Here is a 25,408-nt window from a genome sequence, read left to right as displayed (position 1 = left end):
CGCCTTCGCCGCCCCTGTGACCTGTGGCCGGTCAGCGCTGCGTCACCGCCACCGGGGTGTTGGCTGCATCCTGTTGCTGGCCCCAGCCACCCAAGGCCTTGTACACCCCCACCACGCTTACGTTGACCGTGGATTCGGCCTCGGCCAGTGCATCGTCCGCGGCCAGCTGGGTGCGTTGCGCATCGAGCAGGGTCAGGAAGTCTTCCGACCCCTCGCGGAAGCGGATCTGCGCCAGTTCCTCTGCGCGACCCGCCGCCTGGGCCTGCTCGGCGACGATCGCCAGGCGGGCCTGCTGCTTGGCGTACCGCGTCAACGCGTTCTCGGTGTCTTCCAGCGCCAGCAGCACCGCCTTCTCATACTCCGCGGCGGCACCATCGGCCTGCGCCTTGCTGGCGCGCAGACGGGCTTTGACCGTGCCGAAATCGAAGGCAGCCCAGCTGATCGACGGGGTCACCGACCACGCCTTGTTGTTGCCGTTGACCAACCCGCTGGCATCACCGGACAGGAAGCCGACGAACCCACTCAGGCTGATCCGCGGGAACAGGTCCGCGGTGGCCACGCCAACGCGCGCGGTGGCCGCCGCCAGCCGACGCTCGGCCACGCGCACATCGGCGCGCTGACGCAGCAGATCGGTGGTGTCGCCCAACGGCAACGCCTTGGCGTACGGCCGCATCTCGCGCGGCTGCAGCAGACTGTCCAGTGCATCCGGACGCTGGCCCAGCAGGACGGCCAGGCGATGACGCGACTGCACTTCGGCCACTTCCAGCAGCGGGATGTCGGCCTCGATCGCCTTCAGGCGCGCACGGCTGCTCTGCACGTCCAGCTCGCTGCCGGCGCCCAGTTCCCAGCGGGTCTCGGTGAGCTTCTGGGTGTCGCGCAGATTGACCAGGGTGCGCTTGGCCACCGCGATGCGCTTCTGGGTACCGCGCAGCTCGAAGTAGTTGCGGGCTACTTCGGCGGCGACGGTGACCTGCGCGTCGGCGAGGTTGTCCTGCTCGGCGCCCAGGTCCGCGCGCGCCGCTTCGGCGGCACGGCGCTGGCGACCGAACAGATCCAGCTCCCAGCCGGCATCGAAGCCGAGCTGGTAGGTCTCGCTGAAGACGCGCTCGCCACCCACCGTGGCATCGGGCTGCTTGCGGCGGTCATAGCTGCCGCCACTGGTGACGTGCGGCAACTGGTCCAGGCGCTGCTCGACGAACACCGCGCGGGCCTCGCGCACCCGCGACATCGCGATGCGCAGGTCCAGGTTGGCGCCCAGCGCTTCATGCACCAGCTGCTCCAGCACCGGATCGTCGAACTGGGCCCACCAGCTCGCCACCGGCGAGGTGCTGGTGAACACCGGCGCGGCGGCGCCCTGCAGGGTCACCGGCTCGGCCGGTGGCGCCTGGTAGTTGGGGCCGACGCTGACGCAGCCGGCCAGCAGCGCGCTGGTCACGGCCACGGTCAACAGGCGGATCACCATGGCAGCACCTCGCCGAGGTAGGTGAAGCTGCCGTTGGGGCCATCGGCATCGATCAGCGCCATACCGACGCTGGAGCGTGCACCTTCGCTTATTTCGATCTCGCCCTCACCGCCGTTCATGTCGGTTTTGACGTAGCCCGGATGCACGGTATTGACCTTGGTGGTGCTGTCGCGCAGCTCGTAGGCGAGCTGTACGGTCCACGCATTCACCGCACTCTTGGAGGCATTGTAGGCGGGCACCGCGAAGCCGTAGATCGGCGAGCCCGGCTGGCTGTGCAGGGTCAGCGAGCCCAGGATGCTGGAGACGTTGACGATGCGGCCGGCCGGCGAGGCGTTGAGCAGCGGCAGGAAGGCCTGGGTAACGGCAATCACGGCGAACACGTTGGTGTCGAAGGTATCGCGCCAGGTCTGCAGGGTCTGCGCCGACGGCGCCAGCGTTGGGTCGTCGAGCAGGATGCCGGCGTTGTTGACCAGGATGTCCAGGCGGCCGTGACGTTCGGTCACGGTCTGCACGGCGGCGGCGATGCTGGCGGCATCGCCCACGTCGAGCTGGATCGCTTCGACCGGCAGGCCCTCGGCCTGCAGCTTCAGCGCCTCGGCCACGGCGACGTCGCGCTTGCGGCCGGCCAGCAGCGTATGCACGCCGGCCTGGGCCAGCTGACGGACGGTTTCCAGGCCGATGCCGCGGGTGGCACCGGTGACCAGGGCGATCTTTTGGGTAGCGGTATTCATGAGAAAAACCTCGCGGGGGAAGGAATCAGTGGTGGATGGTCGGTTCGCCGTGGGTCACCAGCTGCCCGCCGCCGTTACGGCTGACGAACTTGCGCAGGGCCACGTAGAACACCGGGGTCAGGAACAGGCCGAACAGGGTGACGCCCAGCATGCCGGCGAACACCGTGATACCGGTGACCGAGCGGACTTCCGCACCGGCGCCATGCGAGATCACCAGCGGGATGGTGCCGGCGATGAACGCGATGGAGGTCATCACGATCGGCCGCAGACGCAGGCGGCACGCTTCCAGTGCAGCCTCCACGATGCCCTTGCCGCCCATTTCCAGTTCGCGGGCGAACTCGACGATCAGGATGGCGTTCTTGCAGGCCAGGCCCATCAGCACCACCAGGCCGACCTGCACGAACACGTTGTTGTCGCCACCGGTCATCCATACGCCGAACAACGCCGACAGCAGGGTCATGGGGACAATCAGGATCACCGCCAGTGGCAACGACCAGCTTTCATACAGCGCGGCCAGCACCAGGAAGGCCAGCAGGATCGCCACCGGGAACACGATGAAGGCGGCCTTGCCCTGGGTGGCCTGCTGGTAGCTTAGGTCGGTCCATTCGGTCTGCATGCCGACCGGGAGCACCTTGCCGGCGATTTCGGTCAGCTTGGTCATGGCCTCGGCCGAGGACAGCATGCGCGGGTCGGCTTCACCGGCCAGATCGGCCGCCGGGTAACCGTTGAAGCGCAGCACCGGGTCCGGGCCGTAGGTCTGCTTCACGGTGACCATCGAGCCGATCGGCACCATCTCGCCACGGTTGTTGCGGGTACGCAGGCGACCGATGTCTTCCACGCTGTCACGGAACTGGCCGTCGGCCTGGGCGATCACCTGCCAGGTACGACCGAACTGGTTGAAGTCGTTCACGTACGCCGAGCCCAGGTAGGTCTGCAGCGTGTCGAACAATTCGGTCAGCTCCACGCCCTGGGCCTTGGCCTTGACGCGGTCTACTTCGGCATCCAGCTGCGGCACGTTGGCCTGGTAGCTGGTGATCGGGAACGCCATGCCCGGCGTCTGCGCGACCGCACCCTGCATCGTGCTCACCGCCGTCTGCAGTGCGCCATAGCCGAGATTGCCGCGGTCCTGGATGAACATCTGGTAGCCGTTGCCGTTGCCCAGGCCGAGGATCGGCGGCGGCATCATGGAGAACGCAAAGCCCTCCTGCAGCCCGGCGATCTTGGCGTTGATCTCGGCATTGATCTGCGCGGCGGTGCGGCCCTTGCGCTCACTGAACGGCTTGAGCGGAACGAACGCGACACCGGTGTTGGGCGTGTTGGTGAACTGCAGCGCGTTCAGACCCGGGAACTGGATCGTGTGCGCCACGCCATCGGTATTGCGCGCGATCTCGGCGACCTTGGCCAGCATGGCGTCGGTACGTGCGATCGAGGAGCCTTCCGGCAGCTTCACGCCGGCAATCAGGTACAGCTTGTCCTGGGTCGGGATGAAGCCGGCCGGCACCGCCTTGAACATCAGGCCGGTGGCCAGCAGCAGGCCGGCGTAGACCACGAACACCAGGCCACGACGGCCCAGCAGGCGGCCAACCGAACCGTGGTACTTCTCCGAACTGGTCTTGAAGAAGCGGTTGAACGGACGGAAGATCCAGCCGAACAGACGGTCGATCAGGCGGGTCAGGCCATCCTTCGGCGCGCCGTGCGGCTTGAGCAGGCGTGCGGCCAGGGCCGGCGACAAGGTCAGCGAGTTGATCGCCGAGATCACGGTCGAAATCGCGATGGTGACGGCGAACTGCTTGTAGAACGCACCGGTCACGCCGGACAGGAACGCCATCGGCACGAACACGGCACACAGCACCAGCGCGATCGCCACGATCGGGCCGGACACTTCGCGCATTGCCTGGTGGGCCGCGGCCAGCGGAGTCAGGCCTTCTTCGATGTTGCGTTCGACGTTTTCCACGACCACGATCGCGTCATCGACCACGATGCCGATCGCCAGCACCAGCCCGAACAAGGTCAGGGTGTTGATCGAGAAGCCGAGTACGTACAGCGCCGCGAAGGTACCCACGATCGACACCGGCACGGCGATCAGCGGAATGATCGAGGCACGCCAGGTCTGCAGGAACAGGATCACCACCAGCACCACCAGCGCGATCGCCTCGAGCAGCGTGGAGACCACGGCCTTGACCGAATCGCGCACGAAGATGGTGGTGTCATACACCGCTTCGTACTTCACGCCCGGCGGGAACTGCCTGGTCAATTCATCCATGGTGTGGATGACCGAGTCGCGGATCTCCAGCGCGTTCGCGCCGGGGGCCTGGAAGATACCAATACCGACCGCGTTCTTGCCGTCCAGCTGCGAGCGCAGCGTGTAGTCACCGGCGCCCAGTTCCAGGCGGGCGACATCGGACAGGCGCACCACTTCACCGTCGTCACCGGCCTTGAGCACGATATCGCGGAATTCCTGTTCGGTACGCAGGCGGCCCTGCGCATTGATCAGGGTCAGGAAGTCGCTGCTGGGCATCGGCTCGGCGCCGAGCTGGCCGGCCGAGACCTGCACGTTCTGCTCGCGCATCGCACGCACCACATCGCTGGCGGTCAGGCCGCGCGCGGCGATCTTGTCCGGGTCCAGCCACGCACGCATGGCGTAGTCGCCGCCGCCGAACATCTGCGCATCGCCCACGCCCTGCAGGCGTGCCAGGGCATCCTTGACGTGCAGGCGGGCGTAGTTGCGCAGGTACAGCGAATCGTACTTGCCGTCCGGCGAGGTCAGGTGGACCACCATCAGGAAGGTCGGCGACTGCTTCTGGGTGGAGACACCCTGGCGGCGCACGTCTTCGGGCAGGCGCGCCTGCGCCTGGGCGACGCGGTTCTGCACCTTGACCGCGGCCTCGTCCGGATCGGTACCCGGGCGGAAGGTCACGGTCATCTGCAGCACGCCGTCGGAGCCGGCGACGGACTTGATGTACATCATGTCCTCCACGCCGTTGATCGCTTCTTCCAGTGGCGTGGCCACGGTTTCAGCGATCACCTTCGGGTTGGCGCCCGGGTACACCGTACGCACCACCACCGAAGGCGGTACCACTTCGGGGTACTCGCTGATCGGCAGCATCGGGATCGCGATCAGGCCAGCGGCGAAGATCACGATCGACAGCACCGCCGCGAAGATCGGCCTGTCAATGAAAAAACGGGAAAAGTCCATGGGTGGATTCCTGGGGTTTCACCAGCGCCGGCGTGCACGACCCCGGCCGCTGTCGCAGGCGACAGCGGTGGCGGGTTCCCCTGCACGGGGCGATGGCAGTCACGGTAGAGCCGACCGTTGGTCGGCTGCTATGTAGAACCGACGGTCAGTCGGCTGCCCTTCAATTCTTTGCAACAGCCGGCGCGGCTACCGGCGCGGCAACCGGCTGCATCGCAACGGCCTTGGCCTGGACCGGCATGCCGGGCATGAAGACTTTCTGCACGCCATCGACGATCACGCGGTCACCGGCCTTCAGGCCCTGCTCGACGATGCGCAGGCCGTCGGCATTGCGGCCAAGTTCGATATCGCGGCGCTGTGCCTTGTTGTCCTTGTCGACCACGTAGACGAACTTGCGGTCCTGGTCTGTCAGCACGGCCTTTTCATCGATCAGCATGGCCTGGAACTGGCCACTGCCCAGCAGCTGCACGCGGGCGAACAGGCCCGGAGTGAACGCGCGGTCGGCGTTGTCCAGCAGCGCGCGGACCCGGATGGTGCCGGTGCTGCGGGTCACCTGGTTGTCCAGGAAGTCGACCTTGCCTTCATGCGGGAAACCATTCTCACCGGACAGGCCCACCTTCACCGGCAGTTCGCTGTCGCGCTCGCTCGGGCGTTCGCCCTTGCGGGCCATCTGCGCGTAACGCAGGAAGGTGCCTTCATCGGCATCGAAGTAGACGTGCACCTTGTCCAGCGAGACCAGCGTGGTCAGCACGCTGGCGCTGTCGCCGGCGGTAACCAGGTTGCCGGCGGTCACCATCGCGCGCCCGGCGCGACCGTTGATGGGGGCGCGTACCTGGGTGAACTCCATGTTCAAGCGCGCCGCATCCACCGCCGCCTGCGCGGCCTGCACCTGCGCCAGCGCCTGCTCGGAAACGGCACGACGCTGTTCCCAGGTCTCGGTGGAGATGGCCTGCTGGTCGGACAGACGACGGGCGCGGTCGGCTTCGCTGCGGCTCACCTGGGCCTGGGTGCGCGCGCGGTTGAGCTCGGCGGTGGCGCGGTCCAGCTCGGCGCGGTAGCTGCGTGCGTCGATGGTGAACAGCACATCGCCCTTCTTGACCTCCTGGCCTTCGACATAGTTCACCTTGTCGATGTAGCCGGAGACGCGCGGACGCAGCTCAACGCTTTCAACCGCTTCGACGCGGCCACTGAAGTCGTCCCACTGGCTGACCTGCTTGACCAGCACCGGCGCGGCACTGACCGACGGCGGCGGCGGCATGCCGGCTTCTTCAGCATGGCTGCCACTGCAGGCGGTCAGCACCGCGGCGGCAAGGATCGAAACGCCGGCCATGGCCAGCCGTCGGGTGAAACGTTGCGGGGAGGAGTTGGAAGTCATGACATGCATCCGTACGTAGGGGTGGTGATACAGAATCGAAAACGTGGGGCGACGTGGGGGCGTAGCCTGGAACCTGAACCTTGGTAGAGGTCAAGCCGTGCCGGCCGTGTTGCGCGACATCGGTGGAGGGCGGTCGAGGTGCAGCAGTCCGCGCGGCAGTTCGGCATCGCGCGCATCGCAGCGGACGATGGCGCGGTTGTCGGTGCAGTTGTCGAGCAGCGAGACAACACGGCGGCCGACCAGCAGCGCGCTCGGCCACTCGATGCAGGCCTTGGCCGCATTGGCCGGGGTACACACCGGATCGCACACTTCCAGCATCTGCGCACGCACGCCCAGGGCCTGGGCTTCCTGGTGCAGCACCTGCGCGTACATGCGCGTGGCCGACATGGTGATGGAGGACTCGCCATGCCCGGCCCACGGCTTGAAGCCGGCCGGGCCGCCCACCAGCACGTAGCGCCGCGCCTGCGCGCCGCCGCGCAGCAGCGGCAGCAGATGCCGGCCGGCGTGCACGTGCGGCATCACGTCGGCCTGCAGCGCCTGCAGCAACGCGTCGCCGCTGCGGTCGGTCACCCGCCCGCGGTTGTACGGGCCGCCCATCGCATCCACCACCGCGGCCAGCGCGCGCGGGCGCCCGCCGATGCGCTCGGCCACGGTGCGCGCCGAGCCGTCATCGCCCAACGAGCCAAGCAGGACCTCCAGGCCCGGCTCGTCGGCGAACTGCTCCTGCAGCGCCGCCAGCCGGCCGGGATCGCGGCCGACCACCAGCACGGGGCTGCCGGCCTCCAGCAAGGCCGCCACGATGCCCTGGCCCACGCTGCCGGTGCCACCGAGCACCAGCACCTCGGGGGCCAATGTCCCATTCATGGGACTTTCACTCCCGTCGCCGGGATAATCCCAATTCGGCCCAGTCGATCGCCACCGCGGGCGCCCAGGCGGATGCTGCCGCCACGCTGCATGTTGGCAGGCGGAGTGAATTCGCGGAAAGCCTTGCGGGAGAGGGATCCCGGGCGAGCTTCAACGGTCATCGCGAGGTCCAGCGGGGCGCTGGGGCCGCTACGCAGGCGGCCAAGAATGTTCCGCAACCACATGGTTGACGTCCTTCATATCTGGAATGGCGCCAGATTAGTCTTCAAACTCCCCCTTGATTAGTCCGGATTTAGGGGAATAATCATCCCGTGCCCGGCACAATCATTTGCGGCACTCTTCCCCTCCCCCGACTTTGGATCCCGTCATGGCCCACGATCTCAACGACACGCTGATCTTCGTCAAAGTGGTCGAACAAGGCAGTTTCATCGCCGCCGCCACGGCACTGGGGCTACCCAAGACCACGGTCAGCCGCAAAGTGCAGGAACTGGAAACGCGCCTCGGTGCGCGCCTGCTGCACCGGACCACCCGCCGCCTCGGCCTCACCGAAGCCGGCTCGGTCTATCACGAGCATTGCCAGCGCATCGCGCGCGAGCTGGAGGAAGCCGAAGGCGCGGTCAACCAGCTGCAGTCCGGCCCGCGTGGCTGGCTGCGCTTCACCGTGCCCTATTCGATCGGCATCACCTGGATCGCGCCGCTGCTGGGTCAGTTCCATGCGCAGTACCCGGAAATCCAGCTGGACATGCACCTGGGCAACGAAAAGCTGGATCTGATCGCCGGTGAAGCGGACCTGGCGCTGCGCGTGGGCACCCTGCCCGACTCCAACCTGGTGGCGCGCAAGCTTGGCAGTCTGCGTACGCAGGTGTTTGCCAGCCCGGCATATATCGAACGCTACGGCGAGCCGCTGCATCCGGATGAGCTGCAGTTCCACCGCATCCTGGCGATGCGCAAGGCGCGCAACCTCAACAACAACCGGTTCTTCTGGCAGCTGGGCGAGAACGGCGGCGAACTGCTGGATTTCCCGGTCAACCCGCTGCTGGTGGCCAACGACCCGTCCGCCTTGAATGGTGCCTTGGTATGCGGCGAAGGCCTGCTGCTGACCGGTGACGTGATGGCCAAGCCGTTCGTCGAATCGGGCATGGTGCGCCGCGTACTGGCCGGCTGGACCGGGCCGGAAGTGGACTTCAACGCGGTGTTCGCCGGCGGCCGGCTGGTGTCGCCGAAGGTCCGCGCGTTCGTCGATTTCCTGGTGGAGAAGATGAACTTCGATGCGAACTACATGCTCGCGCAGTGCCCGGCGGCCAAGCTGGCCAAGCAGCAGCAGACCCAGGTGGAAACCGAGCTGCAGGCGACCGGGAAGCGCATCCTGGAGACGGTGACCGCGGGGTGATTCTGACGGTACGCCGGGCCGGCTACCGACGCCACGCCGTCGCTTAGCGCTCTTGTCGAGTAAAAAGGGAGGATTGCAATCTCGTTCCATCGTCAGATGGAAACGGACGTTGGACAAGATACCTGCTCGCAAGCTCGCGGAAACGCGACACCTCCGGCTCCGGAACGAAGCCTGTCGCGTTGTCGTCAACGAACTGAAGGCTCTTTATCCGCATCTACAACTGTCCGACATCGACACTGATGCGGTCGCCCAGGCCCGACGCTGGGCTGAGGCCCCCTGCGCGACCAGGCGCCGGCGCCCATATGTCCCTTGGGACTGGCAGGAACTCTGGAGACGCTTCAGAAATCACGCATGCAGAGTGGATCTTGCGATACGCGATGCAGAAGTGCTGTGCACTCTGGCCGTCGGTCGAGTCAGCAAGGGGCGGATGGTGGCGAGCATCCGCTATCTTCAGTCCAACCCCGCATCACACGACCTGCAAGGCGAAGCCGGTCGTATTGCGACCGCCTATCTGCTTGCACTTGCCACCCAGCTGCGGTGTGGCGAAATCGCACTGAATCGTCCGGTACCGGAGTTGGTGGCGTACTACGAAAGGCTGGGCTTCACCCGGCATGTCCATCGCAAAGGCGTGCTCTGTCGACTTGTCCAGGACATCACGGTGGGTGGCCAGGATTTGACAGTCGCTGTAGATGGCAGTAGTAGACTTTCGGCAGAACCGACCCGCTCAGGGGGCCAACAATGAAACGCTCCACTCAATTGAAGCCGGGCAAGCGAGCCGCATCCCCTGTGGACGTCGCCAAGGTCAGGCGCCACCTGTCAGGCGGCATTGGCGCGAAATCTGGCGAGACGTTGACCAAGGTCGAGCTTGAGGCCGTGTTCGATGCGGATAAGGCGATACTGGCCCAGGCCTGCCGAAAGGCGGGTGAGGATGTGCTGTCGAAGTACAACGGAGTGATGGCCGGCGCGATCAGCCCGCGAAAACGTTCCAAGCCCGTTTAGGGCGATGCCGCACTCAGGTGTCCGGTGACCGGCACCGGGTGGCGCGGTTGCGATGATCAGCCAGGCAACGGCCGGTACTGTTTTGGCGGCGTTGTCGTTGGTGTTGCGGACGTGCGCGGACGGAACTGTTCAGGGCGTACCGGCCACCGGCCGGTACCTACAAAAAATGCCGCCTGCAAGGGCGGCATTTCTGTGTTGCGAACCTGTGGCTCGCACCACGCAATAACAGCGCGCTGGCGCGCTGTTATTGCTGCAACGGAATCACACGGATCTCGACACGGCGGTTCTGCGCGCGGCCGGCATCGGTGTTGTTGTCGGCAATCGGGTAGGCCTTGCCGGCACCCAGGGTTTCGATGCGGGCGCGCTGCACGCCCTGGCCGGCCAGGTAGGCGGCGACCGAATCGGCACGTTCCTTGGACAGGCGGTTGTTGACCGCGTCGCTGCCGATGCTGTCGGTGTGGCCGACCACTTCGATCATCGTCTGGTTGTACTCGGCCAGCGTGCTGGCCACGCCATTGAGCGAGCTGTAGAACTGCGGCTTCAGGGTGGACTTGCCGAAATCGAAGGTGATGCCGTCCGGCAGGTTCAGGGTCAGGTTGTCACCATCACGGGAGACGTCGATACCGGTATTGGCGGTACGTTCGCGCAGCGCGCGTTCCTGGCGGTCCTGGTACTGGCCGACGGCCGCGCCGCTGAGTGCACCGATACCGGCGCCGATCATGGCGTGCTGGCGGCGCTCGGTGGCGCTGTTGCCGCTGAGCAGGCCGGCGGCCACGCCGACGGCCGTGCCGATCAGGGCGTTGCGGCCGGTGCGGTTCTGCTGTTCGACGGGGTTGCCGTACTGGTCACTCTGCACGTAAGAGCCACCGGTGGCGCAGGCCGTCAGGGCGGCAGCAGTCATCAGGGCCAGGGCCACGTTGCGGGTTGCGGGTCGAATCATGAGGGTTCTCCTTGGTTACCGGACGGCGCCGGCTTGCGGGCCGTGAAGAGCATAAACAGCCCAACGCGATGCCGGCATGATGAATGGCACGCTCGGCAGCTCCCTGTTCAGGTAAACGCTTACCCCAGAGCCGGATGATCCGAGATGGCCATCACGCCCCGCCTGTGTGCCGATACGCGGCCAAGGCGGCGTCGCGGCCTTCGCCCAGATCCACCAGCGGCAAGGCGGGATAGGCTGGGGCGTGCTCGGCCAGCAGCTGCGGCGATTGCCAGGGCGCGAAGCGTGCCTTCAGCGGCAGCGCGGCCAGTTCCGGCACCCAGCGCGTGATGTAACGCGCCTGCGGATCGAACTTCTGCGACTGCGTCACCGGATTGAAGATCCGGAAGTACGGCGCAGCGTCGGCCCCCGTGCCGGCCACCCACTGCCAGCCCATGGTGTTGTTGGCCAGGTCTGCATCGACCAGTGTGTCCCAGAACCAGCGCGCACCTTCGCGCCAATGCTGGCGCATGTGTTTGCACAGGTAGCTGGCGACGATCATGCGCACGCGGTTGTGCATGTAGCCGGTCGCCCACAGCTCACGCAGGCCCGCATCCACGATCGGAATGCCGGTGCGGCCCTGCTGCCATGCACGCAGCGCGTCCGCATCGGGCTTGGCCCATTGGAACTGATCGAAGCGCGGGTTGAGGTTGTGGTCCGGCGTCTGCGGGAAGTGATGCAGCAGGTGATACGAAAACTCGCGCCAGCCCAGCTCGCGGATGTAGCCGTCGATGTCGGCATCGCGGCTGGCACTGCGCTCGCCCTGCAGCCGGCGGACGATCTGCCACGGGGCGATTTCGCCGAAATGCAGGTGCGGCGACAGCAGCGAGGTGCCTACCCGGTCCGGCAGATCACGCTGCTCGCGATAGCCGTTGAGGGCACCATCGATGAACACCGTCAGCGCTTCGTGCGCACCGGCCTCGCCTGGTTGCCAATGCTCCCAGAACTGCCGGTCCCACGGTATCGAGGGTGCCAGGCCGAAGGCATCGAGCGTTTCGCCGCCCGCCGTGTGTGCGGGCAGCCGGTCAGGCACGCGGGTGGGCGCCGGCAGCTGCAGGCGCGTCAACGCATTGCGCCAGAATGGCGTGAACACTTTGTACGGCCCACCCTGCTGGGTCGCCACGTCCCACGGTTCGAACATCAGGCTGCCGTTGTGGCTCTCGGCCTCGATGCCCTGCTCGCGCAGTTCGCGCTTGATCTTCGCATCGCGCGGCTGCGTGGCCGGCTCGTATTTGCGGTTCCAGTAGACCGCCACCGCCCCGGTCTGCTCGATCAGGCGCTCCAGCTCGGCTTGGCTGTCGCCCTGGCACAGCACCAGCGCCGAGCCGCGGGCGCGCAGGTCGGCGTCCAGTGCCGCCAGCGAACGGTGCAGCCAGGCATTGGATGCGCCGCCGGGGGCCCAGTCGCCTTCTTCGTGCGGCGCATGGATGTAGACCGGTACCGGCACATGGCCGGCATCCAGCGCGGCCTGCAGGGCCGGGTTGTCCTGCAACCGCAGGTCACGGCGAAACCACACCAACGCTACCGACACGAGACTACCCCGGAAGATTCGAGAGGCAATGATAGCCAGTGCAGGTGAAGGACAGGCAGCGATCACGCGCGGATGGCCCGCACTGTTCCACATCGCCGTGCTTGACCTCAATCATGCTTGAGGTTCTATCGTGGCGTCCACCGAACCAACGCGGGCCTGCCCAAGCCCCAGTGCTTCGTACCTGTGCCGACCCGCCCTTTCGTTTTGCTGGAGATACCCATGGCTTACACCCTCCCCGCCCTGCCCTACGCCTACGACGCACTCGAACCGCACTTTGATGCACGCACGATGGAAATCCATCATGCCAAGCACCACCAGGCCTACGTCACCAATCTCAATGCCGCCCTCACCGATGCCGGGATCGAGAGCACGGATATCGACACGCTGATCGCCGATATCGGGTCCCTGCCCGAAGGGGTGCGCAACGCCGTCCGCAACAATGGTGGCGGGCATGCCAACCACAGCCTGTTCTGGACGGTGCTGACCGCCAGCGGCGGCACGCCGGAAGGCGCTGTGGCGCAGGCGATCGATCGCGATCTCGGCGGCTACGCCGCGTTCAAGGAGGCTTTCACCAAGGCTGCGCAGACCCGCTTCGGCAGTGGCTGGGCGTGGTTGACGTTGAGCCGCGATGGCACGCTTCTGGTGGAGAGCAGCCCGAACCAGGACAACCCGTTGATGGGCGACGTTGCGGGCCTCTCCGGTGGCACGCCGATCCTGGGGCTGGATGTGTGGGAACACGCTTACTACCTGAACTACCAGAACCGCCGCCCGGATTACATCGCTGCGTTCTTCGAGCTGATCGACTGGGCTGAAGTCGCGCGCCGTTACCAGGCCGCCGGCGGCCGTTGATGGACACGGGTCCCGCACTCGGCCTAGGCACGCAGCCCTCCGCCACGCCGTCCGAGGCTGCAGTGCTGGACCCGACGCTTGCCCGCCCCACCGCTGCCTGAGTCTGCATCGAATGGATATCTCCGCACTGCAACGTCTGCTCGAACAGGGCCGCGACAGCGCCCTGCTCCGCTTCGGCCTGGGCAAGGCCCTGCTCGACGCGGGCCACACCGCGGAGGCGGTCATCCATCTGCAGCGCTGTGTCGCACAGGATCCACGGTATTCGGCGGGCTGGAAATGGCTGGGCAAAGCTCATCTGGCGGCCGGGGATTCGGAGGCGGCGGCACAGGCATGGCAGCAAGGTAGTGCTGTGGCCGGGACCAACGGCGACAAGCAGGCGGTCAAGGAAATGGCCGTGTTCCTGCGGCGGCTGCAGAAGGCGGGCGCCGGCCCGGCGTGATCGGCCGGGAGGGCTACCAGAGCAGACCGTTGTGGATCACGGTCAGTACGCCGCGCTTGATCTCCTCTTCCATGTGCCGTCGTCCCGTTCCTGGAATGGCCTGCCATCGGCAGTGCCCGGCCGCAGGGCATCGAGCATAGCCGACACGCTCGGCGTCACGGAAGGTGATGCGTGAGCCGTGGATCAGCGGATGCCCCGGCGACCTGGACCCTCAATCGCCTTTCGCGTGCCGCTGCTGCGCATCGAAACGCTGCATCGAGGCACGGATCAGCGCCTTTGCCTCGGCGGCATTGCCCCAGCCGTTGAGCTGGACCGGGTTGCGGCCGGCCGGCAGGTCCTTGTAGACGCGGAAGAAGGCTTCGATGCGCTGCCGTTCGATCAGCGGCAGATCGTCCAGATCGCGGATGGCGGCGTAGGTGGGATCGATCTTGTCGGTCGGCACGCCAATCACTTTCTCATCCTGCTCGCCGTCATCGACCATCTTCAGGAAGCCGATCGGGCGGAACCGCACGATCACGCCAGGATGCAGCGGCTCGCGGGTCAGCACCAGCGCGTCGAGCGGATCGTTGTCGCCGGCCAGGGTGCGCGGCATCGAGCCGTAGTTGGCCGGGTATGCCACCGGCATCGACTGGAAGCGGTCCACGTGGACCAGGCCGTCTTCCTTGATCTCGTATTTGGTGACGCTGCCAGCCGGAATCTCCACGGCCAGATTCACCTCCTCCGGGGCATTGTTCGGCTGCGCGGCAAGGAACGGGTGCAGCACCGCGTTGCCGGCCACGCCGGCGCCGGTGAGCAGCAGCAGGGACGCGGCCAACACAGCCCGCCCGATGGAACGCCGATGGATCATCTCGGTCTCCACGAAGGGCCGGGCACGCCGCAGCGGCCCGGCCGGTCGGTCATTCCCAGCAACGGTCGGCGCGGCCCTTGAGGGTCTGCGCGCGCGTGCAGTCACGGGGGGCGATGCGTCCCTGCGTCAGTTCGGTCTTCTGTTTGCGGCCATCGGTGCCGCGTGTCAACTCGAAGCCGTCGTACAGGCGGCCGGTGACGGTGCGTGCTTCGTAGCGCAGGTGCTGCGGGTCGATCTTCAGCACCTGGAACAACTGCGTGTCCTCGCCGACCGGCGCCATGGTGGCGCGGGCCTCATCGGACAGCCGGTACTGCTTCGGCCCGGCCACGGTGACCACGAACTGCGGCGTGGCGCCCTGGCCTTCGCCGCGGCGGCCATAGGTATGGTCATGGCCCTGCAGCACCAGATCGACCTGGTGACGGCGCACCACCGGCAGCAGCACATCGCGCAGCTCGGTGTTCTCGCGGCCTTCGCGCGGGGAATAGAACGGCTGGTGCAGCAGGACGATGCTCCACGGGTGCGGGTTGTCGGCCAGCACCGTGTCCAGCCACGCCGCCTGCGCCTTGGCCGTGCCCAGATCGAGCGCAGAGGTGCCGTCGAGCACCGCGATACGCACGCCCTGGTAGTCGAACCAGTAGGTGCTGGTGTCCGCGGCGTCCACGCCGTTGCGCGGCAGCGCGAACGTCACTGGCCAGTGGCGACCGAGCACGCGACGCTCCTGCGGGGTGTCTTCGAACTCCTCGAAGTACTCATGGTTGCCGATCGCCGGGGCGACCGCGGTTTCCTGCGGCAGCCAGCCGGCGGCGGCGAACCACTCGCCCCACTCGCTGTCGTCCTGCCCATCGCCCCCACTGACCAGATCACCGGCGAACAGGCTCAGGCGCGCGTCCGGGGCAGCCTTGATGCCGGCCCGCATCACCCGGGAGACGTGGCTGAGGTTCTTGTTCTGGGTATCACCGAAATACAACAGGGTCAGCGGCTGCTCGGCACGGCCGGCGGTGCGCAGCTGGTTCCAGGCACTCCAGGTGTTCTGCCCCTGCACGCGCCACAGATACAGCGTGTCCGGCTGCAGGCCAGTCACGTCCGCACGGTGATGGTGGGACGTGCCGAGTTCGGTGCTCAGCGCCTGGGTGGTGGCGGTGATGCGGGTCGGCGTGCCGACATCCGGAGAGTCGCCGGCCAGCACCCACTCCAGCACCGGTGCCTTGACCGAGGTATCGGTGCGCCAGGCGACCGAGAAGCCGCGGGCAGCGTCCTGCGCCGGGGAGGCGACCAGCCGGTCCGGGAATCCGCTCGCGGCGTAATGGCGGTTGCCGGCCGGGACCTGGGTGTTGGGTTCGGCACCGGTCTCGGCCTCCTTCTTTGCCACGGCGCTGCCACTGCACAGCAGCAGCCCCAGTGCGAGCGCGGTCAGGGCGGCAGGAACGCGGCTCACGCGCCACACTCCAGCGGCAGCGACAACTGCCTGGCGATGCTGGCCCAATCGAAGGCCACTACGCCCTGGTCGTCGTGCACGGCGTACAGCGCGCCGTTCGGGAAACGCGCGGACGGCGCCTGCATCGACCAGATGCCGTCGGTGTTGGCCACCGTGTTGCCCTGGAAGGCGCCGACGTGCTTCAAGGTGTGGCGGTCGAACAGGTGGAACACGCTGCGCTGCTTGCCCTGCTCGGTGGTGATCCACCAGCCATCCTTGCCGCAGGTCCGCAGCATCACGCCTTCGGCCTGGGCCTGGAAGGCATCGCGGCCAAACGTGGTGCCGCTGAAGCGACCTTCCAGCGTGTAGACCTTGAACTCGCTGGCGTAGGTTTCGTCCTCTTCGGCGATCAGCAGGCGGTCGTTGGCGGGGTCGCCCCAGATCGATTCGACCACGCGCAGCGCGCCCGCTTCGGTGGTGTCACCGATGCTGGCGGTGAGCGAGGCCTGCACCTTGCCGCCCTGCACAGTGAGCGCATACCGGCGCACGCGCTTGTCCAGCTCGGCCAGCGGCGGCAGCACATCGTTGCCCTGCGCGTCTTCGCCAGCGTCGTAGGAATCGGTGACGTACACGTCGTAGCCGCTGCCGAGCTTGTTCACCCACACCCCGTACGGCTTGCGCAGCTCATCGGCGCCGAACACGCCCAGCGGGGTGAAGTCCGGCAGCTGCAGCACCTGTACGCGGTGGTTGTCACGCTCCACGATCAGCACCAGGTCATCGACCACGGCGATGCCGTTGGGGCGGTCGAACTGGCCCGGCGCCGTGCCGAGGCTGCCGACATCGCGCAGCTTCGCGCCGGTCTGCCCGTCATAGACCACCAGCTTGTCGGTGGCCTTGGCGGTGGCGATCAGCCAGACCTGGCCGTCGGGCGTGGTCCAGCTGGCCGGCGAGTCGATGTTGTCGTCCGGGGTCATCGGGGTCAGGAACGCCTCGGCGACCGTGGCGACCTGGCGCGCGGCGGAGGCGTCGGCAGCAGCTGTCGACGCGCCGGCTGCGGCAGGGTCCGGCGCCGCTGCTCCGGGGGCGGCGGCAGGCTTGCACGCGGTCAACAGCGCCAGCGCGAGCAGGCTCAGGCAATGGGAGGCGCGCATCACAGGGCCACCTTCAGGCCGAGGGCGTAGGTACGGCCATACTCCTCGTTCTGCAGGGTGCGCGAGCGCACGCCCTGGTACAACTCAAGCGGCTTGTCGAGCAGGTTCTGCGCTTCGAAGTAGACGCTCACGTTCGAGGTGATCTTGTAGTCCATGCTGAAGTCGAGCTGCGTGTTGGGTGCGACGTAGATGTCATACGCGCGGCTGTCGCCCAGCGAGTCCAGATACTCGCTGCGGTAGACCGCTGCCACGCGGGTGCTGAAGCCGGCCTTTTCATAGCCGATGTGCGCGCTGTACACATGCTTGGAGGCACGCGGCAACATGAAGTCGTCGCGCTCGCGACCGGCCACGCCCGGGTCGAAATCGGTGTCCAGCCAGGTGCCGCTGGCGCCGACCAGCAGGCCATCCCAGCCGGCCGGCAGGAAGGCGAGCTGCTGCTGCCAGTTGAACTCGGCGCCCTTGACCGTGGCCTTGTTGCCGTTGATCACCCGGGTGACTTCGAAGCCGGGATATGCCGGATCCGTATTGCTCACCGTGTTGACGATATAGCCATCGATCGACTTGTGGAACACCCCCAGCGAGACGATGCCGGTGCTGCCGAGGTACTTCTCGAGCGACAGGTCGATGTTCTTCGATTCGTACGGGTCCAGCTGCGGGTTGCCGATGCGCACTTCCTCATCGCCCCGGCTCAGGCCGACACGCGGCGCCACATCGCCGAACGACGGGCGCGAGACGGTCTTGTTGGCGGCCGCGCGCAGCACCCAGTCATCGCCTGCGTCGTAGCGCAGGTGCAGGCCAGGCAGCACATTGGTGTAGCTGCGGCTCACGCTCAGCGGGGTGACCGTGAAGCTGCGGCCGTTGGGCGCCACCTCCACGCTGTTGCCGGTGGCACTGAACTGGGTGTTCTCCACGCGTACGCCGCCGATGATGCGCAGCGCGCCAACATCCCAGGTGCCCATCGCGTAGCTGGCGAAGATGTCCTCGCTGGCGGTGTAGTCCTCTTCCAGCGAGGCCAGGGCGTTGCCGCCGGCATCCTGCGGGCGGGCGCTGTACTGGCCGCCCTGCTGGGCCCAGTAGCGCCGCATGGCGTCCGAGCTCATCCCCTGGCCGAGGCTGCCGCCCCGGTGATCGGGCGTGGAGGTGGTCCAGTCCGACAACGCCACGTCCGGGCCGACCCGCAGTTCGCGCTCATCCACGTTGACGTCGCGGTCGCGCCAGCGGCCCAGCAGGCCGATCTTGTAGCTGGACGAATCCCCATCGAAGCGCACGTTGATCTGCGCGCTGCGCTCGCTGTCGTTGACCTGCTTGGGCGACACCACGAAACGATCGAAATCGTAGTTGCCGTTGTCCATCCACTGCGCGCTGGTCAGGGTGTAGCGCGGGATGCCGCTGTTCTGATCGACGCTGGCACCGAGGTCATCGCCGTTGTACTCGAAGCGCGCCTCCATCTCGTCGTTGACGCGCTCTTCGGTACGCGTGTAGCCGACCTTGTAATCGACCACCGCATTGGTCAACCGGTTCTCGCCGCCGGCGCTGGTGGTGAACGTGTTTTCCTTCTTGGTGCGGTAGCGCATGCGCTTCTGGATCGCATCGGCCGGCAGGTCATCGACGCGGTACTGGTTGTTGCCCAGCGCGGTGACCTCGCCATCGCCGAAGTTGAAGAGGGTGCGCTGGCGGGTTTCGGCATCGTCGAACTGGCTGTACAGCGTGCGCAGGTAATACCGGTTGTCCTCGTCCGGGTGCCAGTCCAGGTTGAGGTTGGCGCCGATGCGCTTGCGCTCGATCTCGTACTTGCGCTGCTGCAGGCTGTTGGCGAACAGGTCGTCCTCGGCACCACCGTCGAACTCGCCGTACTCCACTTCGGTGTTGTCGGACTCGAACTTGCGGTTCTGGTAGTTCACGCCCAGCGCCACGCCGAAGGTATCGGCGAACACTTCGCTGTAGTTGATCGCGGCCTTCGGGCTGGTATTGCCGGAGAGCTGCTGGTGGCTGGCTTCGATCTTGCCGCGCAGGTTGCGGCCTTCGCGATCGAACGCCGAGGCCGACTCGACCAGGATCGCGCCACCGATGGCGTCGCCCGGCATGTCCGGGGTGGGCGACTTGACCACGCGCAGGCGCTCGGTCGAGTCGGAGGGAATCACGTCCAGCGGTGCAGCGCGGCTGGAGTCTTCCGGGGTGCCGATGGCGATGCCATCGACACTGACGCTGTTGAGATTGGCATCCAGGCCACGGATGACCACGAAGCGCCCCTCGCCCTGGTCACGGGTGACACTGACGCCGGGCAGGCGCTGCAGCGATTCGGCCACGTTCTTGTCCGGGTAGACGCCCATGGCATCGGAGGACACTGCATCTTCGATCGCATCGCTGCTGCGCTTGAGGTCGACCGCGCGCGTCTGCGACTCCAGCTGCGGGCGTACTTCCACGCGGTCCAGGTCGATGGCGGCGGCACCGGCGGCGGCACTGCCGGCCACCGTGCTGCCATCGGGCGTATCGGCGGCATGGGCGGACGGGGTGATCACCGCCAGCAATGAAAGGCTGATCGCCAGGCCCAACGGACGCTTCTTCTGCACTGCATTCCCCAATCTGTGTAAAGAATGGGTCAGCACGGTATGTCCGGGAGGTTGCATGGGGATGACACCGGGGACATCGAGGGCGGAGATCGGGGTCTGGGTAGAGCCGAGCCATGCTCGGCTGCCTCGGGTTGACGGGTGCGCCGGTGATCGACTTCGTCATTGGCGGGCCTGCCGAGCATGGCTCGGCACTACCGGGCATGGCGGCTTCGGCTTTTGGCTTCGGTTGGGCGTTGCGGCACACTAGTGACCTCTCCTCTCCCCTGATTCCCCCATGAAAATCGTCGAAGTGCGCCATCCGCTGGTGCAGCACAAGATCGGCCTGATGCGCGATGCGTCCCTGAGCACCAAGGACTTCCGCGAGCTGGCCAATGAACTCGGTGGGCTGCTGGCCTATGAGGCCACCGCCGACCTGGATACCGAAGCCCACACCATGGCCGGCTGGGCCGGCCCGGTCACGGTGCAGCGCATCGCCGGGGCCAAGATCACCGTGGTGCCGATCCTGCGTGCCGGGCTGGGCATGCTCAGTGGCGTGCTCTCGCTGATCCCCGCCGCGCGGGTGAGCGTGGTCGGCCTGCAGCGCGATGAGGAAACCCTGCAGCCGGTGCCCTACTTCGAGCGCCTGACCGGCCGCCTGGAAGAGCGCGATGCGCTGATCCTGGACCCGATGCTGGCCACCGGCGGCACCCTGATCGCCACCATCGACATGCTCAAACGCGCTGGCGCCCGCCGCATCAAGGGCATCTTCCTGGTCGCCGCGCCGGAAGGCATCGCCGCCGTGCAGGCCGTGCACCCGGACGTGGAGATCTTCACCGCCGCCATCGATGCCCAGCTCAACGAGAAGGGCTACATCCTGCCGGGCCTGGGCGATGCGGGCGACCGCATCTTCGGGACCCGCGTGGCCGGTTGATCCGCTCGTTCTGACCGGCGGCCAGCACCGGCCGCCGGTGCTTCACACGGCCTGGCCATGGCCGGGCAGAAGCTGCGCGCACCATCAACCCGTGCGTGGAGCTGCGTCATGAAGACCCTGTCCCTGCTGGCCTGTCTGCTGTTTCTGGGTGGCCCTGTGATCGCCAGCGCGGCGACCGCGCAGCAACAGCGGATGGCCGAATGCTCGGCCAAGAACAAAGGCAAGACCGGCGAGGACTACAAAACTGCGCAGAAGGCCTGCCTGAGCGCTCCGGCGCCGACGGCGAGCACGCCGCAGGAGCGCATGAAGACCTGCAACGCCGATGCGGCCGCGAAGAAGCTGGCCGGCGATGCGCGCAAGACGTTCATGAGCGGGTGTTTGAAGGCGCATTGACGCGTTGAGCGGGTAATGCCCGCGGCCGTGGGTGCCGTGCCGACCAACGGTCGGCACCTACCGGTGTGCTTGCGCAGACGTTACTGCAGGGGGCCGCGCGGTGACACCGGCCCATGCGCGGCCGGATGTACCGCAGGCGTTACGCGAGCGCGCGGGCCTTCAGTTCGCCCTGTTCGTGCACGGTACCGAAGCGGCCCTTCTCATCGCGTGACACCTGCGCCAGCGCGCACTGCGGGTCGTGGGTGAAAAACAGATGGACGTTGCGGGCCAGTTTGTCTTCCAGGAAGCTGCGTTTCTCGTCGATCAGCAGTTCGGCGTTACGGTCGTAGCCCATGGTGATCGGTACGTGCACCCACGAGCGGCCGGGAATCAGGTCCGCACAGAACACCACCCCGCCCCGCGCCTGGCCATCCACGCTTTCGGGGCCGATGATCTCGGCCAGCATCAGGCCCGGCGTGTGCCCGTCGCTGAAACTGAAACGCACGCTGTCGCCCAGCGTCCTGGAGTGCGGGCCGTCGACGATTTCAAGCCGACCGCTCGCCTGCAGCAGGCCAGGCAGTTCGGGGATGAAGCTGGCACGGTCGCGCGGGTGCGGATGCAGCGCGCGCGCCCAGTGCTCGGCGCCGACCAGGAAGGTCGCATTCGGGAACAGCAGTTCGGGCGTGCGCCCTTCGCTCCACGGCGCCAGCAGTCCACCGGCATGATCGAAATGCAGATGGCTCAGCACCACCACGTCGATGTCCTCGTGCTCGAAACCGGCCTCGCGCAGGGATTCGATCAGCACATGGCCGGGTTCCTGCACGCCGTAGCGGTCACGCAACTTCGGTTCGAAGAAGGCCCCGATACCGGTTTCGAACAGCACGGTCTTGCCCGCCAGCGGGCTGGCAAGCAGTGCACGGCAGGCCAGTTCGATCCGGTTGAGATCGTCCGGTGCCGCCCACTTTTCCCACACCGCGCGCGGGGCGTTGCCGAACATCGCACCGCCGTCGAGTTTCTGGGTGTTACCGCGGATGGACCATAGTTTCATTCGCAGATTATCGTCGCGTGCCCGTTAAATATTCGCTAGCCATCGCCCATGAAAAAACCCCGCCACTGGGACGGGGTTTCTCGTTTCTGCGGTCAGTCAGTGCGCCTGGCTGACCGCGGCGCTGCCGACCGGATTGCGCGGGTCGCTGCCGCCGCTGAGCACGTTGCTGCGACGGTCCCATTCCACGGTCTGCAGGTTGCCCCAGACGTGGCTGGAACCGCGGCCGCCAGCTGCGGTATCGCCGGGCAGGTCGATCTTGTGGCCCATCGCCTGCAGCTGCTTGATGGTGCCCACATCGAAGGTACCGTCCTCGGCCTCGATCAGGTCCGGCAGCCACTGGTGGTGGTAGCGCGGCAGCGCGGCGACCTGCTGGGCGGTCAGGCCGTCGTCGTACCCCAGGATGCCCAGCAGCACCATGGTGATGATGCGGCTGCCACCGGGCGTGCCGAGCACCACGACCTTGTCGGCGGACTCCATGAAGGTCGGGGTCATCGAGCTGAGCATGCGCTTGCCCGGCTTGGGCGCATTGGCCGCATAGCCCATCACGCCGAAGGCGTTCGGCGTGCCCGGCTTCAGCGCGAAATCGTCCATTTCATTGTTGAGCAGCACGCCGGTGCCGGACGGAATCAGGCCCGAGCCGTATAGCAGGTTCACGGTCTGGGTCGCGCCGACGCGGTTGCCTTCGCGGTCGATGATCGAGAAATGGGTGGTCTCGTCATCTTCCAGCGGGGTCGGGTTGCCCGACAGCAGATCGCTGGGGGTGGCCTTGTCCGGGTGGATGGTGGCACGCAGGCCCTGCGCGTAATCCTTGCTGGTCAGCACCTTCTGCGGGATGTCCACGAAATCCGGATCGCCCAGGAAGAAGGTACGGTCGCGGTAGGCGCGGCGCATGGCTTCCACCACCAGATGGGTGCGGTGCGCCGGATCCATCGATTTCAGGTCCCAGCCTTCCAGGATCTGCAGCATGGCGGCCAACGCGATGCCACCGGACGACGGCGGCGAGGCGGTGGTGATGGTCCAGTCGCGGTACTTGAAGGCGATCGGCTCGCGCAGCTTGACCCGGTAGCCGGCCAGTTCCTCGGCGGTCCAGTGTCCGCCGGCCTGCTTCACGCCCTTGAGCAGCAGCTTGCCGGTCTCGCCCCGGTAGAAGCCATCGAAGCCCTGGTCGGCCAGGCGCTCCATGGTCTTGGCCAGTTCCGGCTGGCGGAACAGGTCGCCCTCGGCGATCGGCTTGCCGTTGCGCTCGTAGACCTCGCGCGTGCCGGGGTAGCGCTGCATCACCTCACGCCGGGACTGATAGCCCTTGGACATGCGCGCGTACACCGGGAAGCCATCGCGCGCGATGCGCATCGCCGGCTCCAGCGAGGTCTTCAGCGGCAGCTTGCCGTGCCTGGAGGACAGTTCCACCAGCGCGGCCGGCAGGCCCGGGATACCGGCCGACCACGCGCCGTTGACCGAACGGTCGCGGTCCAGGTCACCCTTCTTGTCGAGAAACGCCTCGGGCGTGGCGGACTGCGGCGCGGTTTCGCGCGCGTCCAGCATCACGTCCTTGCCGGTGGCCGCATCGTGCAGCAGGAAGAATCCACCGCCGCCGAGGCCCGAGCTGATCGGCTCGACCACCGCCAGCGTGGCAGACACGGCCACGGCGGCGTCGAACGCGTTGCCGCCCTTGGCCAGGATCTCCATGCCCGCTTCCGTGGCCAGATGATGGCCACTGGCGACGGCGGCGCCGTCAGGGTGTTTGGCCAGAACCGCCGGTGCGGATTCCGCGGCCCAGGCACTCGGGGCCACCAGCAGGACGAGCAGCAACCAACGACGCGACAGCGTTCTCATTTCGGCAGAAACTCCGTGACATACAATTCGGGATGATCGCGCTGCAGCCCGTGCAGCTTGGCCAGCAGGGCGTCCTGGGTTTCCGGAATGTCCGGATCGGGATCGATGCATTCGACCGGGCAGACGACCACGCACTGGGGTTCGTCGAAATGCCCCACGCACTCGGTGCAGCGGGCCGGATCGATCACGTAGATGGTTTCACCCATCGAAATGGCCTGATTGGGACAGGCCGGCTCACAGACGTCGCAATTGACGCAGAGCTCATTGATTTTCAGCGACATGGCGTTACTCCACGCCCGCGCCGGCGGATGAGAACCGGCCCACGCGGGCGCGCGGGCCGGTCATCGGTGACGCCCCTGCGGGCGCCACCCGGGCCGCGCACAAGGCACGGCCGCCACTGCACGGGTTACTTGGCTTCGACGAAGATGTACTCGGCGCCGGTCGGCTGGATGATCGACTGGACGCGGGCGTTGTCGGCGGCCTTGCCGATGAACACCACGCGCACACCCTTCATCGAGTCCGGCGAGACGTCCTTGAACACGGCCTGGATCATGTCGGCCATCTTGGCCGAGGCCGAGGAACCGAAGGCCAGCATGTTGCCCGGCTGCACGCCACGGGCGACGGCCTGAGTGGCGCTTTCGACCTGACGCTCATACTTGGCGGCGAATTCCGGATCCGATTCCGGCGAGAGGTAGTACAGGTACGGGCTGTTGCTGATGTTGCCCATGTTCTGCACGGCCACGGCCTGCAGGTACTTCTTCCAGCCGGCATCGTCATCGGCAGCCGGGGCGACCAGCGCCTGCTGGGCTTCGACGACCGGCGCGGCCTCTTCCTTCTTGCAGGCGGTGAAGGCCAGCGCGAACGACGCGATCAACATGGCACGCATGGTGTTGTTCATGGAATTCCTCCCTTGGTGATTCTTGGTATGTATGGGTCTGACAGGTACTACGCTTGGCCCGACTTCGCTTCACGGACCTTGCGCAGTGCCTCAAGCACGGCGGACGGCACGAAGCCGGACACGTCGCCGCCCAGGCGGGCGATCTCGCGGACCAGCGAAGACGAAATGAAGCTGTGTTGCTCGGCCGGGGTCAGGAACAGGGTCTCGACCTCCGGGATCAGATGGCGGTTCATGCTCGCCATCTGGAATTCGTACTCGAAATCGGAGACCGCGCGCAGCCCGCGCAGCAGCACCCCGCCCTGCACCGAGCGCACGAAATGCGCCAGCAGGGTATCGAAACCACGCACTTCCACGTTGCGGTTGTGGCCCAGCGCATCACGGGCCAGCTGGACGCGCAGCTCCAGCGGCAGCGTCGGCCCTTGGACGGGCTCTGCGCCACGCCCACCACCACCTTCTCGAACAGGGGTGCAGCGCGGTTCACCAGATCGATGTGACCGTTGGTGATCGGATCGAAGGTGCCCGGGTAGACAGCAATGCGGCGGTTGGCCACGGTCAT

At 66.7% G+C, this 25,408-nt stretch carries 22 protein-coding genes and 1 pseudogene; 7 read left to right on the top strand and 16 right to left on the bottom strand.

Annotation, left to right across the window (positions count from 1 at the left end):
* Positions 1-31: 31 nt before the first annotated feature.
* The 5 genes from BIZ42_RS17145 to BIZ42_RS17125 form a co-directional block, all read right to left on the bottom strand.
* On the bottom strand, positions 32-1,462 hold the full coding sequence (locus BIZ42_RS17145) for an efflux transporter outer membrane subunit (protein WP_070427147.1): 1,431 nt from the start codon (positions 1,460-1,462) through the stop codon (positions 32-34).
* The gene (locus BIZ42_RS17140) at positions 1,456-2,193 is read right to left on the bottom strand and encodes an SDR family oxidoreductase (protein ID WP_019183222.1); all 738 of its coding nucleotides are present in this window, start codon (positions 2,191-2,193) and stop codon (positions 1,456-1,458) included. The genes BIZ42_RS17145 and BIZ42_RS17140 overlap by 7 nt, the downstream gene beginning before the upstream one ends.
* 25 nt (positions 2,194-2,218) lie before the next feature.
* The gene (locus BIZ42_RS17135; protein WP_046272935.1) at positions 2,219-5,389 is read right to left on the bottom strand and encodes a multidrug efflux RND transporter permease subunit; all 3,171 of its coding nucleotides are present in this window, start codon (positions 5,387-5,389) and stop codon (positions 2,219-2,221) included.
* Between the two features lie 160 nt (positions 5,390-5,549).
* Positions 5,550-6,761, bottom strand: a complete 1,212-nt coding sequence (locus tag BIZ42_RS17130; RefSeq protein WP_070427146.1) for an efflux RND transporter periplasmic adaptor subunit — start codon at positions 6,759-6,761, stop codon at positions 5,550-5,552.
* Positions 6,762-6,851: 90 nt separating this feature from the next.
* Positions 6,852-7,625 (bottom strand): SDR family oxidoreductase, encoded by a 774-nt coding sequence (locus BIZ42_RS17125; RefSeq protein ID WP_019183225.1) that lies wholly within the window; start codon positions 7,623-7,625, stop codon positions 6,852-6,854.
* Positions 7,626-7,992: 367 nt separating this feature from the next.
* Between BIZ42_RS17125 and BIZ42_RS17120 the strand changes: the two genes are divergently transcribed.
* The 3 genes from BIZ42_RS17120 to BIZ42_RS17115 all read left to right on the top strand — a co-directional run bounded on the left by BIZ42_RS17120 (position 7,993) and on the right by BIZ42_RS17115 (position 10,014).
* Entirely contained in the window at positions 7,993-9,015 is a 1,023-nt protein-coding gene (locus tag BIZ42_RS17120) for a LysR family transcriptional regulator (protein WP_019183226.1), read from the top strand.
* A gap of 109 nt (positions 9,016-9,124) precedes the next feature.
* Positions 9,125-9,757 (top strand): hypothetical protein, encoded by a 633-nt coding sequence (locus tag BIZ42_RS19610; protein ID WP_156785772.1) that lies wholly within the window; start codon positions 9,125-9,127, stop codon positions 9,755-9,757.
* Entirely contained in the window at positions 9,754-10,014 is a 261-nt protein-coding gene (locus tag BIZ42_RS17115; protein ID WP_156785771.1) for a hypothetical protein, read from the top strand. Before BIZ42_RS19610 ends, BIZ42_RS17115 begins: the two co-directional genes overlap by 4 nt.
* A 244-nt stretch (positions 10,015-10,258) precedes the next feature.
* Here BIZ42_RS17115 and BIZ42_RS17110 read toward each other — a convergent pair whose 3' ends face one another.
* Together BIZ42_RS17110 and BIZ42_RS17105 are read right to left on the bottom strand one after the other, a co-directional pair.
* Positions 10,259-10,954, bottom strand: a complete 696-nt coding sequence (locus tag BIZ42_RS17110; RefSeq protein ID WP_019183227.1) for an OmpA family protein — start codon at positions 10,952-10,954, stop codon at positions 10,259-10,261.
* 151 nt (positions 10,955-11,105) lie between these two features.
* Positions 11,106-12,521 carry a deoxyribodipyrimidine photo-lyase gene (locus tag BIZ42_RS17105; RefSeq protein WP_070427144.1) on the bottom strand — a complete coding sequence of 472 codons (1,416 nt, stop codon included), beginning with the start codon at positions 12,519-12,521 and terminating at the stop codon, positions 11,106-11,108.
* Positions 12,522-12,740: 219 nt separating this feature from the next.
* On the opposite strand from BIZ42_RS17105, the gene BIZ42_RS17100 reads away from it, so the two are divergent.
* The gene (locus BIZ42_RS17100; protein ID WP_070427143.1) at positions 12,741-13,370 is read left to right on the top strand and encodes a superoxide dismutase; all 630 of its coding nucleotides are present in this window, start codon (positions 12,741-12,743) and stop codon (positions 13,368-13,370) included.
* A gap of 112 nt (positions 13,371-13,482) precedes the next feature.
* Complete coding sequence (locus tag BIZ42_RS17095; RefSeq protein WP_070427142.1) at positions 13,483-13,809, top strand: tetratricopeptide repeat protein; 327 nt, start codon at positions 13,483-13,485, stop codon at positions 13,807-13,809.
* 211 nt (positions 13,810-14,020) lie between these two features.
* On the opposite strand, the gene BIZ42_RS17090 is transcribed toward BIZ42_RS17095, so the two are convergent.
* The 4 genes from BIZ42_RS17090 to BIZ42_RS17075 are packed head-to-tail and all read right to left on the bottom strand — an operon-like array spanning position 14,021 to position 19,791.
* Positions 14,021-14,656 (bottom strand): inorganic diphosphatase, encoded by a 636-nt coding sequence (locus BIZ42_RS17090; RefSeq protein ID WP_019183231.1) that lies wholly within the window; start codon positions 14,654-14,656, stop codon positions 14,021-14,023.
* Positions 14,657-14,705: 49 nt separating this feature from the next.
* The gene (locus BIZ42_RS17085; RefSeq protein ID WP_070427582.1) at positions 14,706-16,055 is read right to left on the bottom strand and encodes a metallophosphoesterase family protein; all 1,350 of its coding nucleotides are present in this window, start codon (positions 16,053-16,055) and stop codon (positions 14,706-14,708) included.
* Positions 16,056-16,087: 32 nt separating this feature from the next.
* The gene (locus tag BIZ42_RS17080) at positions 16,088-17,221 is read right to left on the bottom strand and encodes a phytase (protein ID WP_070427141.1); all 1,134 of its coding nucleotides are present in this window, start codon (positions 17,219-17,221) and stop codon (positions 16,088-16,090) included.
* On the bottom strand, positions 17,221-19,791 hold the full coding sequence (locus BIZ42_RS17075) for a TonB-dependent receptor (RefSeq protein WP_070427140.1): 2,571 nt from the start codon (positions 19,789-19,791) through the stop codon (positions 17,221-17,223). The genes BIZ42_RS17080 and BIZ42_RS17075 overlap by 1 nt, the downstream gene beginning before the upstream one ends.
* A gap of 274 nt (positions 19,792-20,065) precedes the next feature.
* On the opposite strand from BIZ42_RS17075, the gene upp reads away from it, so the two are divergent.
* Positions 20,066-20,701, top strand: a complete 636-nt coding sequence (upp, locus tag BIZ42_RS17070; protein ID WP_070427139.1) for a uracil phosphoribosyltransferase — start codon at positions 20,066-20,068, stop codon at positions 20,699-20,701.
* A gap of 108 nt (positions 20,702-20,809) precedes the next feature.
* Entirely contained in the window at positions 20,810-21,094 is a 285-nt protein-coding gene (locus BIZ42_RS17065) for a PsiF family protein (protein ID WP_070427138.1), read from the top strand.
* A 139-nt stretch (positions 21,095-21,233) separates the two neighbouring features.
* On the opposite strand, the gene BIZ42_RS17060 is transcribed toward BIZ42_RS17065, so the two are convergent.
* The 5 genes and pseudogenes from BIZ42_RS17060 to coaD form a co-directional block, all read right to left on the bottom strand.
* Complete coding sequence (locus BIZ42_RS17060; protein WP_019183237.1) at positions 21,234-22,121, bottom strand: MBL fold metallo-hydrolase; 888 nt, start codon at positions 22,119-22,121, stop codon at positions 21,234-21,236.
* A 96-nt stretch (positions 22,122-22,217) separates the two neighbouring features.
* Positions 22,218-23,954 carry a gamma-glutamyltransferase gene (gene ggt / locus BIZ42_RS17055; RefSeq protein WP_070427137.1) on the bottom strand — a complete coding sequence of 579 codons (1,737 nt, stop codon included), beginning with the start codon at positions 23,952-23,954 and terminating at the stop codon, positions 22,218-22,220.
* Positions 23,951-24,235 carry a YfhL family 4Fe-4S dicluster ferredoxin gene (locus BIZ42_RS17050; protein WP_070427136.1) on the bottom strand — a complete coding sequence of 95 codons (285 nt, stop codon included), beginning with the start codon at positions 24,233-24,235 and terminating at the stop codon, positions 23,951-23,953. Before BIZ42_RS17050 ends, ggt begins: the two co-directional genes overlap by 4 nt.
* Positions 24,236-24,360: 125 nt before the next feature.
* On the bottom strand, positions 24,361-24,852 hold the full coding sequence (locus BIZ42_RS17045) for a hypothetical protein (RefSeq protein WP_070427135.1): 492 nt from the start codon (positions 24,850-24,852) through the stop codon (positions 24,361-24,363).
* A gap of 47 nt (positions 24,853-24,899) precedes the next feature.
* Positions 24,900-25,408 (bottom strand): annotated as a pseudogene (gene coaD / locus BIZ42_RS17040) (pantetheine-phosphate adenylyltransferase).

Origin of the sequence: Stenotrophomonas sp. LM091 (assembly GCF_001806305.1) — a bacterium.
Classification (GTDB): Bacteria; Pseudomonadota; Gammaproteobacteria; order Xanthomonadales; family Xanthomonadaceae; genus Stenotrophomonas; species Stenotrophomonas bentonitica_A.
Note: the sequence above shows the minus strand (reverse complement) of the source record. Positions and strands in the feature narration are given on the sequence as shown.

Bases quoted from the DNA above. Each gene is read 5' to 3' on its own strand.
- BIZ42_RS17145 (WP_070427147.1), bottom strand. From the start codon at position 1,462: ATGGTGATCCGCCTGTTGACCGTGGCCGTGACCAGCGCGCTGCTGGCC.
- BIZ42_RS17140 (WP_019183222.1), bottom strand. From the start codon at position 2,193: ATGAATACCGCTACCCAAAAGATCGCCCTGGTCACCGGTGCCACCCGC.
- BIZ42_RS17135 (WP_046272935.1), bottom strand. From the start codon at position 5,389: ATGGACTTTTCCCGTTTTTTCATTGACAGGCCGATCTTCGCGGCGGTG.
- BIZ42_RS17130 (WP_070427146.1), bottom strand. From the start codon at position 6,761: ATGACTTCCAACTCCTCCCCGCAACGTTTCACCCGACGGCTGGCCATG.
- BIZ42_RS17125 (WP_019183225.1), bottom strand. From the start codon at position 7,625: ATGAATGGGACATTGGCCCCCGAGGTGCTGGTGCTCGGTGGCACCGGC.
- BIZ42_RS17120 (WP_019183226.1), top strand. From the start codon at position 7,993: ATGGCCCACGATCTCAACGACACGCTGATCTTCGTCAAAGTGGTCGAA.
- BIZ42_RS17115 (WP_156785771.1), top strand. From the start codon at position 9,754: ATGAAACGCTCCACTCAATTGAAGCCGGGCAAGCGAGCCGCATCCCCT.
- BIZ42_RS17110 (WP_019183227.1), bottom strand. From the start codon at position 10,954: ATGATTCGACCCGCAACCCGCAACGTGGCCCTGGCCCTGATGACTGCT.
- BIZ42_RS17100 (WP_070427143.1), top strand. From the start codon at position 12,741: ATGGCTTACACCCTCCCCGCCCTGCCCTACGCCTACGACGCACTCGAA.
- BIZ42_RS17095 (WP_070427142.1), top strand. From the start codon at position 13,483: ATGGATATCTCCGCACTGCAACGTCTGCTCGAACAGGGCCGCGACAGC.
- BIZ42_RS17090 (WP_019183231.1), bottom strand. From the start codon at position 14,656: ATGATCCATCGGCGTTCCATCGGGCGGGCTGTGTTGGCCGCGTCCCTG.
- BIZ42_RS17080 (WP_070427141.1), bottom strand. From the start codon at position 17,221: ATGCGCGCCTCCCATTGCCTGAGCCTGCTCGCGCTGGCGCTGTTGACC.
- upp (WP_070427139.1), top strand. From the start codon at position 20,066: ATGAAAATCGTCGAAGTGCGCCATCCGCTGGTGCAGCACAAGATCGGC.
- BIZ42_RS17065 (WP_070427138.1), top strand. From the start codon at position 20,810: ATGAAGACCCTGTCCCTGCTGGCCTGTCTGCTGTTTCTGGGTGGCCCT.
- BIZ42_RS17060 (WP_019183237.1), bottom strand. From the start codon at position 22,121: ATGAAACTATGGTCCATCCGCGGTAACACCCAGAAACTCGACGGCGGT.
- ggt (WP_070427137.1), bottom strand. From the start codon at position 23,954: ATGAGAACGCTGTCGCGTCGTTGGTTGCTGCTCGTCCTGCTGGTGGCC.
- BIZ42_RS17050 (WP_070427136.1), bottom strand. From the start codon at position 24,235: ATGTCGCTGAAAATCAATGAGCTCTGCGTCAATTGCGACGTCTGTGAG.
- BIZ42_RS17045 (WP_070427135.1), bottom strand. From the start codon at position 24,852: ATGAACAACACCATGCGTGCCATGTTGATCGCGTCGTTCGCGCTGGCC.